Origin of the sequence: Psychrobacter sp. TWR1-1-1, assembly GCF_049895865.1 — a bacterium.
Taxonomy (GTDB): Bacteria; Pseudomonadota; Gammaproteobacteria; order Pseudomonadales; family Moraxellaceae; genus Psychrobacter; species Psychrobacter immobilis_A.
Genome location: NZ_JAFCTE010000018.1, coordinates 1 through 18,305, shown reverse-complemented (window position 1 = coordinate 18,305; position 18,305 = coordinate 1). Strand labels below are relative to the sequence as shown.

The following is an 18,305-nucleotide window of genomic DNA, read 5'->3' as shown; positions in this document are numbered from 1 at the left end:
ACTAAACAGCCACTGTCTTAAAATTACTACGCTTAAGTATGTGCTTAGAAATGTGCTTATAAATGAAGACGCCACCTATCCCTTTATGTGGCGTCTTTTTATTCATCTCACAATTGGGAGTTTTTTTGGCAAAAAACCTCGAAAAAAGCCTTATCCCCTTATTAAAATAATTATCTTTGATAATTATGCAAAAAAGGCTTGACGTATTTTTTATTTTTGCTAGAATACGCCCCACTTAGCAAGAACTCGTTAGAGGCTTCTAAGGCTCGTTGTAAGGTTTTAAACACTTGCAGCTTATTCTCCAATAGCTCAGTTGGTAGAGCAACGGACTGTTAATCCGTGTGTCCCTGGTTCGAGCCCAGGTTGGAGAGCCACATTTTAGTTGTAAATTTCTTGAATTATCTTTAATTCAATTATGGCATTTGCCAAAACCCTCATCTCTTTGATGAGGGTTTTTTTATAGCTGCTATTCTTATTGGCATGAAGAAACTTATATAAAGCTCAGTAGAAAAATAAGTAGCCAACGATATAACAACCATTACCTTGCTGTCCTAACAGTTTTTATTTCAGCACAACGTATGCAGCTGAAATAAAAACTGTTAAAGAAGTTAGCATTTAAAGTAAGGAAAATAATTAAGGTAGGAAAATTGAGATATGAGCTTGCTCTTTGTTTTCTTGAATCACATTGTCGTATGCTGACAGCTGCTCATTCGAGAAACTATTGGTAAACTGCAACATGGTCGCAAATATCGCGGTCAACAACACTGCCATGACCGTAAGTATGACCCATAGTGGCGTTTCGCTCGTGAGCGTGTGCTTGATTTGGTCAGGTATCGCCCAAAAAGGCGAAAACTCGTTCTTATTACCCCGTAGATGCTCAATTTCATCCCCTAAGCGTGAGATAAGATAACGAATTTTCTCGGGTGCTTCTAAACGATACTTCCCTTGAAAGCCAAGTAGCATCGCATAGTGATAGACCTCCAGAGCAGGCAGACGCCTCTCTCCTTGCTCGCGTAGCCCATCTAAACGCTCAAAGAACTCATTACCAGCAATTTGTGAGCCAAATAAATCCAACTGCAAAGGATTTAGCTCCCAAGCATCTTTGAGAGTTTGAAACTCGGGCTCTTGCGAGGTCATGATGGTCTCATCAATCAACGCACAATACGCATACTTAGCTTCATGGATATCTTCTGAAAGAAATCCTTTTTTGCGCGCATTCATCTCGAACTTGTCTAAAAAATCATATATTTTTTGACGAAACTGTCGCGGCTCAGTGCTGAAATAATGATTACGCAATAAAAATACCAAATAAAAGCCGTCATACATGATATCTACCAGCGACTGACTACTGATACGCTTATCTAGACCAGTTGCTGAGACCTTTGAAGCCACCTCGCCTGAATCTAACAACGAAGGTGCAGAACCCATTGAATTATTCCCTGACATGATTATTCCTAATGCTTATTATTTCAAATACTATTGAGGGCGTGTCCTCAAAATGAGGGCGCGCCCTAGTGCATACTCATCTTGCAACCTCAGCACCTCTATAGACAAAAAGAACTACTGTACGATAGCCATCAGCTCTATTTTTAAATCATCAAAGCCATTTGGCACATAAATACAGATAGATTCAGATTTGAGCATTTCGTCATATAGCTCGCCTACTGGTTCGATGGTGAAATAGCTAAAGCCTGGTCTCACTGGTATCGCACTGGGTACTTGGCTGACATGTGAAATAGAAGAGCCTGGCAGCGCTGACAACACACGTTTCTCTACTGAGTCAGGCGTCGCAATTTTAAATCGGCGTGGTACGATATCGATGAGCTCGTGCATCGGCAATGATGAGCTAACAGACAGATACAGCTGTGAGCCACGTGTGATCTTGTCACTACTTAGCTCGCCTGTATAATAAGATGGCTTATTTTGACGTAATGGAATCGAGATAAAGTTACTGGCAATGACAGTATTGAGTAGCTCACGAATGATTAAAATGATACTGACAAATGAGTCATTGGCATTATCGTGATGATAAGAAGGTAAGTCGCCCACCTTATATAATGAGCTAAAAGTAGCCAATTGGCTGGCGACATTTAATAATGCTTCATAAAGGCGTTCTGGATGTAGTTTGGCATTATTATATAAATGACTGAGCTGAGAGTATGCGGTATTTAGCGTATGCAATAGCCAAAAAGAGGCAATATCCGAGGAGCGAAACTCCAGTAAGTCATTGTTTGACTGACGATGATGGTCATACAGCGACGTAGACTTGGTATTAATCATCGTCATCAAACGATATACGTGACCAATAAGCGCAGGGTTACTCGTAATATGCACACTTGGGACGATATAATCATCATCGACTTGATAGACGCCTTGAGTGGTACGCACGAGCTTGGCTACCAATAAGGACACGGTATCTTGGCTAGGCGCTTGCGCAGAATGACTTAATTGCAAACTTGGCGACAGTTTAATCACGTCAATGACTGCTTCAGCGGCTTGGCTATATAGGTCTTGTGTCTCAATAGCACCCCTGACATAGCGTGTTGGATTGTCACTACGATCCGTCTGTATATTGCTGCCGCCACTATGGACAATCTCTAAACTCAAAAATACGAAAACTTCATCGCCATTGTCTTGGGTATCTAAGGTAATGGCTTTCGGTAAAGTGTCGGTACGAGGCGCATGATATATCGTGCCATCGGGCAATACCGCATAAATACTTTGAAAGCTTAGTAAATTGCTTTCCAAAAGTTGCTTATCAATCTGAACGTCAGATACTCCATAAGCATAAGGATGCACCAGCATCATACTCAAAGCGCGTTGCGAGTCATGATAAGTGTCTTGAATCTGAAAATGTTGGGGTCGCAAAAACAACCCTTCTCCCCATAATACCCTGTGTTTACTCAAGACAATCTCCTAAGAACAGCTGACTAGTGGCTGCTGATAATATTTAAGTTTGGTGGTAAATGTAGGTGCCAGTGCTGGGTCAATACCCTCAGTAATGCTGACATCGCATCCACCAATATTGATCGCCAGTGGCGTATCAAAATTGAGACTGGCAAGTGGGATAAGAAACTGTGAGCGCTTTTTGGTATATCTCAGCCCCACTTTAATAGCGATAAAGCGCGCGTCTTGCGGAATGTTCACGGTCAGACTGCTCTCACGATTTGGGATAATACTGATTTCTTTGGCAGCTAGCGCTTCAATATCCGTAAACTGACTCTCCTCCTCCAAAAATGCGATATAGGCAGTACTTGCTGTTCCTACTTTGGTACGCCCTGCATTGGCATTAGTGGTGGGTTTGATATTTAAGGTAATCTGCTGACGCTTCAGTTTTTCTTGCAATGCTTGCTGCTCAGCACTCATGGTCGCTAGCTGCTGTTGCTGCAGCTCTAGCTGTGCTTTTAAGCTTTGCAAATCAGCACTATTTTTGCCATTATCAACGATATGGCTCATGGCATCTATAGTAGGAGGCTCGCCTGCCAATGCTGATACCTTGTCATTTGACTTGCTCAATTTATCAGTGCTGCATCCGGCGATCGTACCACTTAGCAAGCAAGTAGCAGCGATTAATGATACTGGCAGTGTCATACACTTATTCATACTTTCAGTTTACCTTAGCTTTTTATTATCATTATTGACTGGTCAAAATCTCAGCCATTTCTGGGCGACCGAGCACGCCTTTTTTGCGCAGCTCGACATGCCCAAGATCCATCATGCGCCAATCACCACCCCACACAAGTCCGGCAGATTTGGCTACTTTACCATATAATTTATAGCCTCGCATTGCCCAAGGATCCTTTTCGCTTATGACAATTTTACCATTTCTGATAAAGGCGCTATCGCCTGCTAAACCAAACTGATGATAGCTCTTGTATGATCCTGCCTTCGTTACATGAGTCCCTTTTTTCAATAGTCTTGCTTGCCTTGCAGGGCTACGATAGCCTTCTAACAGCACCATGTCATAGCCATATTGGTCACTCATTACTTTATACACAGTCAACAGCCGTTGGACAAAATCCGAGTTCATTTTTTGCCAATTACGGTCAGCATTTTTGATATTGATGTGACCATTATGTAGATGTGCAGCCAACATGTCACCTGAATAGCCAGTGCTATGATCTTGCGTGTTTAAGTCAGACAAATCAGGCTCAGGGAGCATTAGCGGTCTATCAGTCTGAGGTATATTTGTCTGATTATCCGGCCAATACCCTTCCTCTGTCTTGTCAGCTTGGTAGCTTGCAACCTCGGCTTCTAGTTCAGCAAACAGCTCCTCTGGCGGAGGCGACGGCGGACGCAGACGCTCTCCTATGAGTAGTTGGCTGATTTGCAAATTTGTCGTGCTAGCCACGGTATCATTGGCATGATAAACCTCCAGAGAATGATTGGTAATCAGGGCATAACACAATCCAACCGTTGCCATGACAATCAAAAAAGACAATGCCGATATCACTGGAATACGAGAAACATCTATATCTGAAATAAAACGAATAAACTGCTTGATACGATAATGAAATGCCTTCTTTGGTGTCTTTATTGATGGACGCTTGAATTTTAGGCTAGGCAATCGATGAAAAAACACCATTACCTTATCTAATAGTCGTCCACATAGCTGCCGATCAAAAAGCATGACCATCATGAGGATAGATAGCAATGTAAAGATCGATACAGTCAAGTAAATCATAGGCAAGCGTCAGCGACAGTTGAGACGATAAAAACAAAATAATAATAAACAGGCGTTGATAATTACGATTTCGTCAGTATTATATAGACAAATCATCTCCTTTTAAAACAAAGCTAACTTAATTACACTAATTTTTATTTATTTCTATCCATTAGCTTATCTATAGACAACTTAAAAATACCATTTCATTATAAAAATTTACTTAATAACGCCTAAAACCCTCACTGGTTATCGATTTTATAGTTTAACAACGTTTTCAAAGCGACTCCTATCATTACAACCGAATCATAAAAAAGACAAATAAAGTTAACTAGTATAGTAAAAATAAGCTTGTAGATATTATAAAATTTGGATCGCAAAGCTTGTCTACATGGTAATAATCATAAGAACAACCCAACAAATAGGGAGTTTAAATAAGTGGGCGCAAAAAAAATACTGTCATACGGCCGATCTGTTTTAGTCATGATTTTGGTGTTGTATCTCATTTTGGTCTGGATGTACTTTAAAGACAATGCGCGACAGCTGACCTCATCTGGCTTATTACTATGGTTTGTTTCCATCCCTTTATTGTTTCTTGGCTCTATCATGGCGCTCTCATGGTGGCAAAAAAAACTGGATAAACAAATAACCGATTCACCAGAGATACTTAATGGAACAACAGATAAAACAGACGCTATTAAGCCGCCCAATACTTATCAGTTATTCATCTATAGCAGTGTCTGCCTACCAGAAGGAGACTGTTGGTCTGAAGTGGTGGAAAATGATGCAGACCTAACCGTATTGAGCGAGGATTTGACAGATATTGATGGTATGCCAATGTTGGTCAAACCGATTGCAAGACTCTTTGATGCCGCCGCCCTACCATATCCTAGTCTGTCTGATGCCTACTCAGCAGATTCAGAGTTTGACGACAGCTATTCAGACCATTATTTAGATTCGAACAGTGATTTAGACAGCAGTTTAGACAGCCATCTCGATGATGAGAGATTTACTGAACGTAAAGCTGCGTTAAATGATACTACCTTGCGTTTACAGGCATTAGTTTATGAGCAGCTAGTCTTGAGCGAGGAGATGCTGTCTAGCCTTGCCGAACACTTTTACCAACATCACCAACAAGATACGACTCAGTCCAACGCAGCCATTCATATTCATCCCGAATGGCAGCAACATTATTTGGTGAGTGCCAACGAAGTAAGTAGTGAAAATAACAGCCGTAAAGAGAACAGTGATGACAAAATGACAGCAGCCTCTGCTGGTCATTTAACCAATCTTCCTATCTATTTATGCTTACCTGCCAGCGCCGATTCAGCATTTTTGATCGCGACCATAAAAGAACAGTTAGCAACTTACGGCATTCCTGATACACGGCTTGCTATTACGACCATCATAACTGACAGCACTGACGTCTCAAACACCGTAGTAGACAATAGCGCTAACAATACTGCCATTGCCACACCTACAGAATTCATCAATAGACATCTACTGCCTTTATCTAAATCAACTGCGCCGGATCTTTGCTTAATTCTCATTGCAGATTCACAGATAAGTGAAGAATGGCTAGACACTCATTTGTATGCTGAGCAAATGACCAATGTCGTTCCAACTGAGGCGGGTGCGCTGTTGCTATTCTCGAATCAAGCGGCTCAAGAGCTACTCAATATTGACGCCAGTACCCGTATTTTATTAACGGAGATAGCTACAGCTCATCGCACTGAGCTTTTGAGTGATAATCGTCGCTATTTGAATCATTTAACGACTATCAAAAATCTATTAATAGACAATATGCTTTCACTGTCACCGACCGATACGACCACGCTAAAAACCACTGATAAACAGATAGTAAAGCCCGCAAAAAAATCGTCTGACATCAACAGCAAAGAAAAATACAAGACTAATGTTGCTATAACAGACATGACCATTACCGCCATGTCTGACATTAATCCATTAAAGCAGCCCTATGACTTATCAACGTATATGAGCTTTCTTGAAGCATTTATAGCACAAGGCGCTCTAGTAAATGAGCATCATTTAGGGCATTATATGCCATTGAATAATTGGTTGAAGCCATTCATCAGCTTATCACTCTTCATTGACTTAGCCAAAGAAGACCAACAAGAGTCAGACAGATCATTTTTAATTACTCAACATAAGCACTGCAATATGCTTTGGTTGCTAGACTCTTCTCAAACATCTGAGTCTTAGTTTTAATAGTGCTTTGTCGTGGTAAATACTCGTTTTATTATCTTAAGTTCACACTAGGTAGCACGCATGTTTTCAAGGTTTTTTCATCTTATCTATAACCCAAGAGTATTATTGGCGCTGGGGCTCATAGTCGCTCTAGTCTTACTTTATGATTATGTGACTATTAAAACCTTTGTCATACTCATTGGCGTCTTAATCACATGTACGGTGCTGGGGACGCTTGGCTATTACCTGTGGAAAAAACGTAAGCTTGCCTCAGATGAGCTGGCAAACTTAGTGGAGGATAATGGCAACGAGAGCCAAGGTGACGATAGCCTTCATGTGGCTAAAGATGAAAACGCTCAAGAAGTGCAAGCGCTACGTCAGCAAATGCAAGATGCCATTAAAACCATTCGTAAATCAAAGATAGGCGATCAAACAGGCAAAGCGGCGTTATATGAGCTGCCGTGGTATATGGTCATTGGTAATCCCGCGGCTGGCAAAAGCTCTGCAGTGCTACACTCTGGCTTAAAATTCCCCTTTATGGAGCAAGGTAACAAGCTATCCGTTAAAGGCGTCGGCGGTACACGTAACTGCGATTGGTTTTTTTCGACTGAAGGTATCTTGCTCGACACCGCAGGACGTTACTCCGTCTATGAAGAAGATCGATCAGAATGGTTGTCATTTTTAAGCCTACTCAAAAAGAATCGACCTAAAGCACCGATCAACGGCATCATCATCGCGGTCAGTATCGCCGAACTCACCAAAAATGACCCAAACTATGCTTTGGATTTGGCCAAGAATCTGCGCAGCCGTGTGCAAGACTTAACTGAACAGTTAGAAGTTTATGCGCCTGTCTATGTGGTCTTTACTAAAATGGATTTGATTTCAGGCTTCCGTGACTTCTTTAATGACTATGAGCAAGAAGAGCGCAGCCAAGTATGGGGCGCGACCATCCCCTACCCTGAAGACCCAGAAAACATCAATATCACTGACGTATTCGAAGAGCATTTTGGCGTATTGGTCAATGGTCTAAAAGACTTGAGCACCACTAAGCTATCCTTACGTCATCAGCGCACGGTATCTCCCAGTCTAATGACTTTCCCAATGGAATTTCAGTCATTACGTCCCATGATACGGACGCTGATGCATGCGTTGTTTGAGGACAACCCTTTCCAATTTAAGCCCATATTGCGTGGCTTTTACTTTACCAGCGCCTTGCAGGACGGGCAAGTTAGCAGCCAAATGACGTTACAAATGGTACAAAATTACGATTTACACACACCTGCGATACCGCTCAATGCGCAGCAAGAAGCTGCAGACAAGCCCTATTTTTTACAAGATCTATTTTCTAAAGTCATTCTAAAAGACAAGCATTTGGTCAAGCAGCATAAAAACCGACACAAGCGCAGTCATCGTGCGCTTGCGACGCTAGCTGCTGTCGTGACTTTGTGTGCGGCTGTCGGTCTGTGGACATGGTCTTATGCCAATAATAAACAGCTCACTGAGCGTGTCGTGGCTGACTTACAGCAAGTCGCAGCGCTACAAAAAAATTCTAACGGTGATTTACAATCGCAGCTTGAGTCGCTCAATATTCTACAAAGTCGAATCGAGCAGCTTGAAGGCTATGAAGACGACAAGCCGCTGTCTTTGAGTTTTGGCCTCTATCAAGGCGATAAGCTTAAGCAAAAATTGCTAGCAGAATATTATAACGGCATCAGCATCATCGTCTTAGCGCCAACCAAACAAAATATCGAAACGTTTTTAACCGAAGTAAATACCAATGCCGATCAATTAGAAGTCCGTACAGAAGACTCAAGCACTGATGACACCTCTGATGCTGCCATTAATGATGCTTATATCCAGTCGGACCCCACAGACGCTGAAGATGCTTATAACGCGCTCAAGGCTTATCTCATGCTTGGCAATCATGACAATTTAGAGGCCAGTCATTTGAGTGATCAGATGACCCGTTTTTGGCGCAACTGGCTCGAAGCCAATCGCGCTGACATGCCGCGTGACAAGATGATTCGCCAAGCTGAGCGTATCTTGAGTTTTACCTTGGCTCATGTCGACGACCCCGCCTTTCCATTGATCCAAAATGACTTAGGGCTGATAGACAAAACCCGTAGCAATTTATCCAAGGTTAGCAAAGGCCAACCTGCTCGTGAGCGGGTTTACTCTGAGATTAAAATGCGCGCATCTGCCCGCTTCCCATCGGTCACGGTTGCGCAGATCACGCAAAACAATGCTAATGAAGCACTGCTTGGTAGCTATGTCATTTCAGGCACTTTTACTAAAGAGGCATGGGATGCTTTCGTCAGTGATGAGATTGATAAAGCTGCCACCACAAGAGTGGTCGCCGATGATTGGGTGTTGGCCACCAGCAGCCAAGATGACCTTACCTTGACGGGCAGTCCTGAACAGATACGACAATATCTGGTCAATCGCTATAAGCAAGAATATATCAGTGAATGGAAACGTTTTTTATCGCAAGTGTATGTTCGGGATAGCACAGGCTTCGATGATCATGCGGTCTTATTAAATCAGCTGTCCAATGCCGCAGAGTCACCGTTAAAAACCCTGTTTGAGACAGTAGATCGCCAAACTCAATGGGACAATAAAGCGGCTAATCAAGCAGCTGGCAATGGTGGCGAATCTCGTCGCTCATTTGTCAATTGGTTTAAGCAAACCATCCTGCGTCAAAGCCCTGCTGAGCTGCGGCAAGCAGAAGCTGCGATGAATAATGGTGGCAGCTCTAGTAACGCCGCGCCTGTAGTACAAGCAAGCTCAGGTGTGATTGCTCAAGAATTCTCCTCTATACATGCGCTAGTAACGCCAAGAGAAGAAAATCAGGATCTGTCATTATTAGACAGCTATTTAGTCAGTTTAGGCGATATCAGAACCCGCTTTAATAATATCGCTCGTAGTGACGACATCGGCCCTGATGCTTTGTTGTTTGCCTCACAAACCCTCAGCCCCGAAGGCTCAGAGTTAACCAAATCTCTACAGATATTAGATGAGCAGATCCTGAGTCAAGCCAACTCTGAAATAAAACAACTGGTTCGTCCGTTGTTGAGTGAGCCACTGACTCGTTCATTTAACATGCTGCTGACGCCCACTAAGGCTGAAATTAATAAAGTTTGGAAAGCGCAGGTCTATAAGCCTTTCCTCGATAATTTAGGCAGTAAGTATCCCTTTACCGCCAATGCAAACTTAGAAGCGACGCCTGCAGAGATCGGTCAATTCTTCGGCGAAGATGGCTATGTGGCGCGATTCGTCAACGAAACGTTATCGCCCTTTATCATTCGCCGCGGCGATCAAATCTCCAGTAAAATCTGGAATGGTGCAGGTCTGGGTCTCAACCCGCAGTTTGTCGCTGATTTTGGCCGTTACTTTACCAATTATATGGGCAGCAATAGCACAGGCGCTGCTGGTGCGAATAATACTGGTGGCGCTGCCAATCAAACCACTTTTCAAATTATGCCATTACCCGTCAGCGGTTTGACTGAATATACCATTGTAGTCGATGGTCAACAGTTGCGTTATCGCATGGGTACTCAAGCGTGGACAACGTTTGTATGGCCAAATCCAAGTAGCCAACCTGGTGCCAGTATTCGAGCCAAGGACTATGATGGCAGAGACTTTACTGTCTTTGAAGAAGCAGGCAGCTTTGGGGTAGAAAGGCTCATTAACAGTGCACGCCGTACTGAACTTGGCAATGATATCTTTGAGATGGCATGGTCTGGTGACGGTATCACTATCTCTGTACGCTTTAGAATCATCAGCGGCAGCGGCAGTAGTACCACTACCGGTCAAGGTCGCTCTACCAATCCCTTTACTGGCATGAAACTACCAGAGGAGATTATTGCCCTTGGTGTCACACGTACAGCAAGGCCAATTTCTGATGATAATGCTGTTGATGGCGATACTCCTAATGCGGGTTCTGGCACCAATCAGCCAGTACCGACTGGTGAGCAAAATACAAGCAATGTCACGCCGCCTGCCCGCGTATCTACTGTAGTCCCTAATACCAATAGTGAAAATAGTCCACCAGTACAACCGCCTACTGATACCACGACGGCTACTGATGATCGTTCAGCCATGACTGAACAGCAGGAACAAACGCCATGACTCCAGACTCTTTGCCTTTAGTATATTTTGGAAAATTGCCTGCTCGCGGGGACTTTGTACGGGCGCGCGCTCATATCTCTGAGACCAATGCCATTGATGAATGGGTCAGCGAAGCGCTAGCCGTGTCGGAAAGTGTATTTAGCGGAATTCCGATAGACAATGTCAGTAATCATAACTTTGCCTTTTTAAATTTCAGCCATATCGATACTAGAGCTAATGAGATTATCACCGGTGTTTTGATCCCTAGTCACGATAGTAGCTATAGAAATTACCCATTGATAGGTTTTGGCGTGCTTCATCTCGATAAACCGAAAAACTGGATGAACTATCTGCCCGTCAAGTCATCAGCGCTTTGGAATGACACTTATGAAGTTTTAAGTATGGCCAAATCCAAAACTGACAATACCGATCTTATGGAGCACCTCAATCATAGCCAACTCAGCATCGATAACAATGCCAGTACTTACTACTATGATTTTATCAATACCACTACCTTGCATGATATCGCGATCTTAATGAACATTGATAAAACGCAGCTGATACAGCAAATCATTGCCACTGGCCTGTTATTTTTACCGACCTTTACTAAGGGTTTCCATGGCTTAAATAAAGCGATCTGCTGGTCACTTACTTCTGATAGAGAAAACTCGATACACATGGCCACTTTTTGGCACGATCTCATCAATGGTTTTTATCAGCCACACCAGCTCTACTTGAATACCTACTTATATCGTGTCGCTAATTGCTATCGCCTGCTCATGAGTTTTACTAAACCAGATGGACGCATACTCAAGCAAATATCAGAAAGTGAAAAAAACTATCCTGAAGATTGGGTGGTCATCGCTCATAGCGACTGGACTCAAGGCTATATCGATGAAGACATTGGGTTGACCCGTTTCAATAAAGTATTGTTACAAGACAATTTATATCTGTATGATACTAGGCAATTGTTTAAAAAAACTTTTTTAGCACAATAAATAATAGCTCACGATAACTGCTGATTCGTAACAGCTGATTCGTAACAGCTGATAGTAGCCACCATGCATCATACCCCTGCAATTAGTCACTGCTCAATAATAGACAGATTAAAAAGGTACTTGAATGAAAGTCCTCTCTAGAATGACAAAACCCAAGCGAACAAATCACGCGAAAAACCTGCTATTAGCCGCCGCTATCACCCTGCCTATGAGCGCCGTTGTATTTGCAGAACATAACGACACTCATGTGACAAATAATTCACAAAATGTGCCAGTGGTCATCAAGGGTGTGGTCGCTACCAGCTCAGACAAACAGCAACTGCTCGACAAGCTAAAAGCACAGTATCCTGATAAACCTGTCAGAGATGAAATCGAAGTACGTTCGAACATCAGTATACCAACCAACTGGCAACAGATAGCCACGACTATCATTGATAGCGATATCTCTAACATTCGTCAAGGGCGTATCGACATTCATGGGACGACCATTAGCTTACATGGCAAGGTAAGCAGCCTTGAACAAAAGCAAGCCATCCAAAACCGTATTCACTCGCGCCTAACTGATCTCTATCAATTAGAAAATCAGCTGGTCGTGGTAGAAGGTGAACAACGCCTCATAGACGAGACTTTAGGCAACCGTATCGTTGAGTTCGAGTCTGGTAGCACCAATCTAACGCCTATGGGTCTTGGTATCTTAGACGATATGGCAGGGGTGTTACAGCGGGTCGGTGATAAGCCTGTTCTTATTACCGGTCATACCGACAATGTCGGCAATTCTACCGCCAATCTTGCCCTATCAAATAAGCGTGCAGAAGCCGTCAAACAATACTTGATCGGTCGAAATATCAATGCGTCTCGTCTCAGTACTACTGGTAAAGGGGACTCAGACCCTATCGCTAGTAACGACAACGAAGAAGGTCGCACTCGCAATCGCCGTATCGAATTTACCCTTAATGAATAACATCGCTATGTAGAACGTATGACGATAACGGCAACTAAGCAATGACGGTTAAGTGCTGATAGCTGGTTTGATAATGCTGAAAAACATACTGTCATTGCTACTAGAGATATCGATGCTACAAAAAACACCAATGCTAAAAGAGAGCCACTGCTAAAAAAATAGGGACATAACTATGCTACGCTTGACCAATACCGTGCTGCCTATGCACCCTGATCGGCTCTATGCCAGTGAAGGCAGCACTCAAGCGCCCTATCCGAGCGCTCGCCAAGACATCAATGCTCATCGTGCGTGGCAAGATAAGCTCATGCATAGCGCTGATGAAGCCGATATCATTGCTCAACTAAACCCCAATGGTAAGCGCCAATACCAGCAGCACGGTATCGACACTTATGTGCTACACGTTTATATCCATGAGCGGCATCACCCTCCCTTTACGCCATTAACCAATCTCATCGGTAGCCCTCTGACCTTGAGCTTTGATATTCCAAGTGGCCTAAGCTTTCGTCATCTGTATATAACGGCTGTGCATCAGCTAGATCATGATGGCAGCTACGGCTATTATCGCCTGCTTGTACAGCCCATCACTTATCGCCTGCATCAGCATATACGCAGTCATATTGATACTCATTTGACCGTACAAGCGATGGTAGCAGAGCGCACGGCTACGCTGGATATAGAAATCATCGATGACAGCAACAATGGTGAAGATGCTAACTGGTCACCAGCACGCATGACCCAGTGGCAAATAAGCGACTGGACACATATTTGCGAGCGGCTTGCGCGTCAAGGACTCACAGCCTATCTGCGCCATGAGCAAACGAATGAGCACAGTCCACCAAAGCTCGTTATTACATCGCATAGTCCAAGTGATAGCGATGGAATTAGCTTAAATATTGGCGCGCTGCGTTACCAGCAAGTGTTACATGACCGTGTCCATGCACCAGTATTGGCATTGAGTGAGCAGGTCATCACCCAGCCAAACTCAGTAACGATGCAGCGTTTTAATAGCAGCAGTGTTGCACACCCAACGCAGTCCGCTGACGTTGCGATGAGCCATAACCTTGATGACATAAGCCATTCGAATAACTACACACTCACATTAGACACGCCTGCTGCTTTTGCGCCAGTAACAGATACTGAAACCATAGACGAAGCAACCATCGTGGCAAACAGTCATCAAAGTCAATATAGCGTCTATCATGCTCTAGCCCATGCTACGGATTTGAGTGTTGCTGATACCTTTATACTTGTCGATCACAGTGCACTCAATCAGTACTACCGTGCTACCCATATCATTCATTTGGCACGCAATAGTCTAGCGCATGTCACAGGGCTGACCCAAAGCTCACGCCACCAACAGCGTCATGCCTCCTCTTTAGAAGCTGGCATTCATTTAACTCAGCTGCGCCTCATTACCGCTGATACCCCATGGGTCGGTCATCTATATGGCAGACATGCCCTACCGCCGATGACTGGGATCACTGAAATGCAAAATGAGATGGATAGCCGTAACCATATGACGCCCACGCGCAGCTATTTACTGGATAGCCCAGCTCAGCCTATCAACCGATTGGAGGCGCAAGCTGGCGCGAACTACGGCACACACTTCACCCATAGAGCGGACGACCAAACCCTCATGCAATCTATTGGTGATAGCGAGCATCTGATTAATACTGGTAGTTTATTGTCATCGACTCGACCTAGCCTATTTGCCACGGATAACGAACAAGCGATTGAAAGCGGTTATCGCAACACGGGCAATGGTTTATCAGAATGGGTGACTGACCACCGTACAGAAAAATCTTACTCACAGCTCAACGTCGCTGATGGACAAGTCGCTGCCAGTCTAAAAATGGGGGTTATCAATCCATCAGACACAGCCAAACGTCAAGGTATCAATGCGGCTACTAACGCTCAAATCAACATAAAGTCAGGTGAAGCCCTCGTCCTTTCCACTCAACCGCAAACTCATACGCAATCTGGACAGCATAACTATCAACACCACACCCCGACTCTCACCCAAACTGGTCTTGGCGGTCAGCACTTAGCCGAACGTTTAACACAATTAGCGACAGGGCTTGGACGTCATATCAATGACCACAAAGCGATTAAGACGCAACTTGAAACTATCGCAGAGGAACAGCAAACCAAAACTCATCAAACAATGCCATTCGCGCTGATCGATAGCGCAGCAGACATAAGCTATGTGAGCGACGATACCATTATTCATAGAAGTATGGGTGAGATGATTAGTACTACGCAGCAAGATATGAGTATTAGTAGTGGCGATAGTCATAATCAAGTCAGTAGCGAGTCTCTAAATATCATAGCCGATGGTCAATTTAGCATGACCAATGCCAAAGAGAATATCACCCTCTCCGCTCATACAGGAAAACTGGAAGCCACGGCTAAGCAGGATATAAACATCGCCTCCTCGACTAAAGAGGTTGAGATAGTAGCGACGAATAAAATTACGCTGACGGCTGGTGGTGCGAGTATCACTTTAGATGGTGGTGATATTACGATTACGGCAAAGCAGTTTACGGAGAAGGCTGGTAAGCATAGTAGGGCTGGAGGCGGTGTAGATGGGTTGGGATTGGCAGGGTTGCCTAGCATAATTCCTGAGAAAAAGACGCTGATGGATGGAGTTTATAACTTAGCGTATCAGTTTGTTGATGATGATGAGGAACCTTATGCTAATACGCCTTACACTGCTATTAATAAAGTAACAGGAGAAGAGTTTAAAGGTAATACAGATAAAGACGGTTGGTCAGAGCGCTTTCAGTCCGATAATAAAGATGATATTGATATTCATTTAGAACTTATCTGGCAAACATAGAGAGAGAAAAAATAATGACTCAACAAGTAACTTCGAGCGCTGCTACACAAGCGAAGCCAGAAAATAATCAAATAATAAAAATTTCAAATGAATACTATTTAATAATTGGATTTGAAGTTAATTTATTGAAAAGTCTTATAATAAATGGTAAAACTTATGAAAGAGCATTCAATAAAGCTACGAATACTCAAGATTTGACTGTTGAAGATGGCTATGGGCATAACTATTTTATTACGGTAAAAAATGGTGTAGTTGATACTTTCTTTAGTTTTGGTCCAGGTGTAGATCAGAATGCTGGAACACCTCAACAAATTCAAGATAGTGCATTAGCTAACCCAAACTTTCTAGAGAGACGAAAAGGTATAGACGAGTATAGTGGAAAAAGGCCTGGTAATACTGAATATACTATTACAGAAACTAGTCAGCTATTTAAATTTAAAATTAGTAAAGAACAATTAGATAGTATAAGACTCCATGCTAACAATTTTAAGCTTCAAGTTGTTGCTCAAGAAGAAAAATATACTGCCTACAAAAACGATACTTGTGCAGAAACTGCAAAAGATATTCTAGATCTAGCGAATATATCTACACCTAGTGGTAAAGGGCATGTTCACACTCCCAGTGATCTAGCCAATAAGCTTATTCGTAATAAAACTTATGTTACTCCATATTCTTGGTATGATCAGCTTGAAAAACTTTATGGCTCTCACAATATATTTATAAATGGTAGTTTATTAGAATATGAGGGTGTAGATGGGATAGAGTTAGAGCACCCATATAAATTAGAAGAAAATTTTCATTGGTCTCTTGAACCTAATGATAACATTTTTCAAGATATTCAACAGTCCTGTTATCATGGAGATCTATCAGGTTTAGGAATTGATCAAAAGAAGTTATGTGTTACTAAGTAACAAGCTCAATTAATAATTATCTACTGAATCAGCTATATTTTGTTAATAGTAGATAAATATTAATGAAATGTTTTGTGACATTTAATATTAATAATGGAGAAAACTATTAGAAATTTACTAACAATAACTTTCATTGCTTTGGTTTCGTCAGGATGCTATCAGAGTATAGAGAAAAAGGGATCTACAATGACAAATGATCAAAAGATAATTAATGCAGTAGTCAGATCGAAGAATATTAATAAAAATATCACTAATGGAAATGGCAACATTAATGAAGCTCTTAAGTCATCTATGGAAATACTTTCTGGAAAGTCTACACTATTAGATAATGTTGATGAATTTGGAGAATTCAAACCACATGTTCCTAAACAAGGGCCTATGAAAGATTACTTCTTTATAAATGATCCATTGCATATATCTATTAGTTTAAACAACGAAATTACAAATATTGAAAGAATTAAAATAGCTACGACTACTCAGAAAGAGTTAAAAACAAAAAATTTAGATTTTGATGCTTTAAACCTTAAAAACTATGATATAGCAAAAAATAAACGTTTAGAAAGCACCTCTACAAACAAATATACTTACCTATTAAATCGCTTATATAGTTCAAAAGACTATCCAAACGTTATAGTCAGTATTTTAATTAAGACATCAGATGAAAAAGAGTACTTGAATTACAACACAGCTAGTGAATTACCTGAATATATACCACGCATTAGAATTTCTTTAAAGGATCAAAGATCATTACGACCATTTCAAACAATAGGTAATATATAGAACCATTTAAAAACGGGCGAAGCATTAGTACTCTCAACCCAGCCGCAAACCCACGCACAAGCCCAAGAGCACGACTACCAGCAGCACACCCCGACTCTGACTCAAACTGGTCTTGGAGGTCAGCACTTAACTGAGCGGTTAACGCAACTGGCGACAGGGCTTGGACGTCATGTCAATGACCACAAAGCGATTAAGACGCAGCTTGAGACTATCGCAGAGGAACAGCAAACCAAAACCCATCAAACGATGCCCTACACGCTAATCGATAGCGCAGCATACAGTGCTTATGCCAGTGACGATACGCTGATTCACAGAAGTATGGGTGAGATGATAACCACCACTCAGCAAGACATGAATATCAGTAGTGGCGATAGTCATAACCAAGTCAGTAGCGAGTCTCTAAATATCATAGCCGATGGTCAATTTAGCATGACCAATGCCAAAGAGAATATTACCCTCTCCGCCCATACGGGTAAGCTTGAAGCCACGGCTAAGCAAGATGTGAATATTGCCTCCTCGACTAAAGAGGTTGAGATAGTGGCAACGAATAAAATTACACTGACCGCTGGTGGTGCAAGTATCACTTTGGATGGCGCAAATATTACGATAGCCGCAAAGCAGTTTACGGAGAAGGCTGGTAAGCATAGTAGGGCTGGAGGCGGTGTAGATGGGTTGGGATTGGCAGGGTTGCCTAGCATAATTCCTGAGAAAAAGACGCTGTGAACCGCCCCGGGATTGTCGGAGACCTAATATTCTGAGAGAATACGACAATGAAAAGACAAACCTATACTCCTGAGATTAAAGAACGCGCCGTTCGCATGCTGATTGAAGCGGCAGG

General features: G+C 42.6%; 12 protein-coding genes and 1 tRNA gene. 9 read left to right on the top strand and 4 right to left on the bottom strand.

Features of this window, described 5'->3' with window-relative positions; translation table 11 throughout:
• Positions 1-298 precede the first annotated feature (298 nt).
• Positions 299-374, top strand: a tRNA-Asn gene (locus ACP69U_RS12500).
• Positions 375-633: 259 nt separating this feature from the next.
• Here ACP69U_RS12500 and icmH read toward each other — a convergent pair.
• The 4 genes from icmH to ACP69U_RS12480 all read right to left on the bottom strand — a co-directional run bounded on the left by icmH (position 634) and on the right by ACP69U_RS12480 (position 4,684).
• A complete protein-coding gene (gene icmH / locus ACP69U_RS12495) occupies positions 634-1,446 on the bottom strand; it encodes a type IVB secretion system protein IcmH/DotU (protein ID WP_426138670.1) in 813 nt (270 codons plus the stop codon).
• Between the two features lie 114 nt (positions 1,447-1,560).
• Positions 1,561-2,907, bottom strand: coding sequence for a type VI secretion system baseplate subunit TssK (gene tssK / locus ACP69U_RS12490; protein ID WP_426138669.1), 1,347 nt, complete (start codon positions 2,905-2,907; stop codon positions 1,561-1,563).
• A 9-nt stretch (positions 2,908-2,916) separates the two neighbouring features.
• Positions 2,917-3,603, bottom strand: a complete 687-nt coding sequence (locus tag ACP69U_RS12485; protein ID WP_426138668.1) for a hypothetical protein — start codon at positions 3,601-3,603, stop codon at positions 2,917-2,919.
• Positions 3,604-3,634: 31 nt separating this feature from the next.
• Positions 3,635-4,684, bottom strand: a complete 1,050-nt coding sequence (locus ACP69U_RS12480; protein ID WP_426138667.1) for a M15 family metallopeptidase — start codon at positions 4,682-4,684, stop codon at positions 3,635-3,637.
• A 417-nt stretch (positions 4,685-5,101) separates the two neighbouring features.
• Here ACP69U_RS12480 and ACP69U_RS12475 point away from each other — a divergent pair, with 417 nt between their 5' ends.
• From ACP69U_RS12475 to ACP69U_RS12440, 8 genes are all read left to right on the top strand, one after another.
• The gene (locus tag ACP69U_RS12475) at positions 5,102-6,886 is read left to right on the top strand and encodes a hypothetical protein (RefSeq protein ID WP_426138666.1); all 1,785 of its coding nucleotides are present in this window, start codon (positions 5,102-5,104) and stop codon (positions 6,884-6,886) included.
• Positions 6,887-6,952: 66 nt separating this feature from the next.
• Positions 6,953-10,999: a type VI secretion system membrane subunit TssM gene (tssM, locus tag ACP69U_RS12470; RefSeq protein ID WP_426138665.1), complete on the top strand. Its 4,047-nt coding sequence runs from the start codon at positions 6,953-6,955 to the stop codon at positions 10,997-10,999.
• The gene (gene tagF / locus ACP69U_RS12465) at positions 10,996-11,976 is read left to right on the top strand and encodes a type VI secretion system-associated protein TagF (protein WP_087815457.1); all 981 of its coding nucleotides are present in this window, start codon (positions 10,996-10,998) and stop codon (positions 11,974-11,976) included. Before tssM ends, tagF begins: the two co-directional genes overlap by 4 nt.
• Before the next feature lie 124 nt (positions 11,977-12,100).
• Positions 12,101-12,937 (top strand): OmpA family protein, encoded by an 837-nt coding sequence (locus ACP69U_RS12460; RefSeq protein WP_087815459.1) that lies wholly within the window; start codon positions 12,101-12,103, stop codon positions 12,935-12,937.
• A gap of 172 nt (positions 12,938-13,109) precedes the next feature.
• Positions 13,110-15,776 carry a DUF2345 domain-containing protein gene (locus ACP69U_RS12455; RefSeq protein WP_426138664.1) on the top strand — a complete coding sequence of 889 codons (2,667 nt, stop codon included), beginning with the start codon at positions 13,110-13,112 and terminating at the stop codon, positions 15,774-15,776.
• A 14-nt stretch (positions 15,777-15,790) separates the two neighbouring features.
• The gene (locus ACP69U_RS12450) at positions 15,791-16,687 is read left to right on the top strand and encodes a hypothetical protein (RefSeq protein WP_238034977.1); all 897 of its coding nucleotides are present in this window, start codon (positions 15,791-15,793) and stop codon (positions 16,685-16,687) included.
• A 186-nt stretch (positions 16,688-16,873) separates the two neighbouring features.
• Positions 16,874-17,467, top strand: coding sequence for a hypothetical protein (locus tag ACP69U_RS12445; RefSeq protein WP_193008261.1), 594 nt, complete (start codon positions 16,874-16,876; stop codon positions 17,465-17,467).
• A gap of 96 nt (positions 17,468-17,563) precedes the next feature.
• On the top strand, positions 17,564-18,190 hold the full coding sequence (locus ACP69U_RS12440; RefSeq protein WP_426138676.1) for a DUF2345 domain-containing protein: 627 nt from the start codon (positions 17,564-17,566) through the stop codon (positions 18,188-18,190).
• Positions 18,191-18,305: the final 115 nt, after the last annotated feature.

What these genes read in the sequence shown, in the direction of transcription:
- icmH (WP_426138670.1), bottom strand. Translation starts at nt 1,446, where the DNA reads ATGTCAGGGAATAATTCAATGGGTTCTGCACCTTCGTTGTTAGATTCA.
- ACP69U_RS12485 (WP_426138668.1), bottom strand. Translation starts at nt 3,603, where the DNA reads ATGAATAAGTGTATGACACTGCCAGTATCATTAATCGCTGCTACTTGC.
- ACP69U_RS12480 (WP_426138667.1), bottom strand. Translation starts at nt 4,684, where the DNA reads ATGATTTACTTGACTGTATCGATCTTTACATTGCTATCTATCCTCATG.
- tssM (WP_426138665.1), top strand. Translation starts at nt 6,953, where the DNA reads ATGTTTTCAAGGTTTTTTCATCTTATCTATAACCCAAGAGTATTATTG.
- tagF (WP_087815457.1), top strand. Translation starts at nt 10,996, where the DNA reads ATGACTCCAGACTCTTTGCCTTTAGTATATTTTGGAAAATTGCCTGCT.
- ACP69U_RS12460 (WP_087815459.1), top strand. Translation starts at nt 12,101, where the DNA reads ATGAAAGTCCTCTCTAGAATGACAAAACCCAAGCGAACAAATCACGCG.
- ACP69U_RS12455 (WP_426138664.1), top strand. Translation starts at nt 13,110, where the DNA reads ATGCTACGCTTGACCAATACCGTGCTGCCTATGCACCCTGATCGGCTC.
- ACP69U_RS12450 (WP_238034977.1), top strand. Translation starts at nt 15,791, where the DNA reads ATGACTCAACAAGTAACTTCGAGCGCTGCTACACAAGCGAAGCCAGAA.
- ACP69U_RS12445 (WP_193008261.1), top strand. Translation starts at nt 16,874, where the DNA reads ATGACAAATGATCAAAAGATAATTAATGCAGTAGTCAGATCGAAGAAT.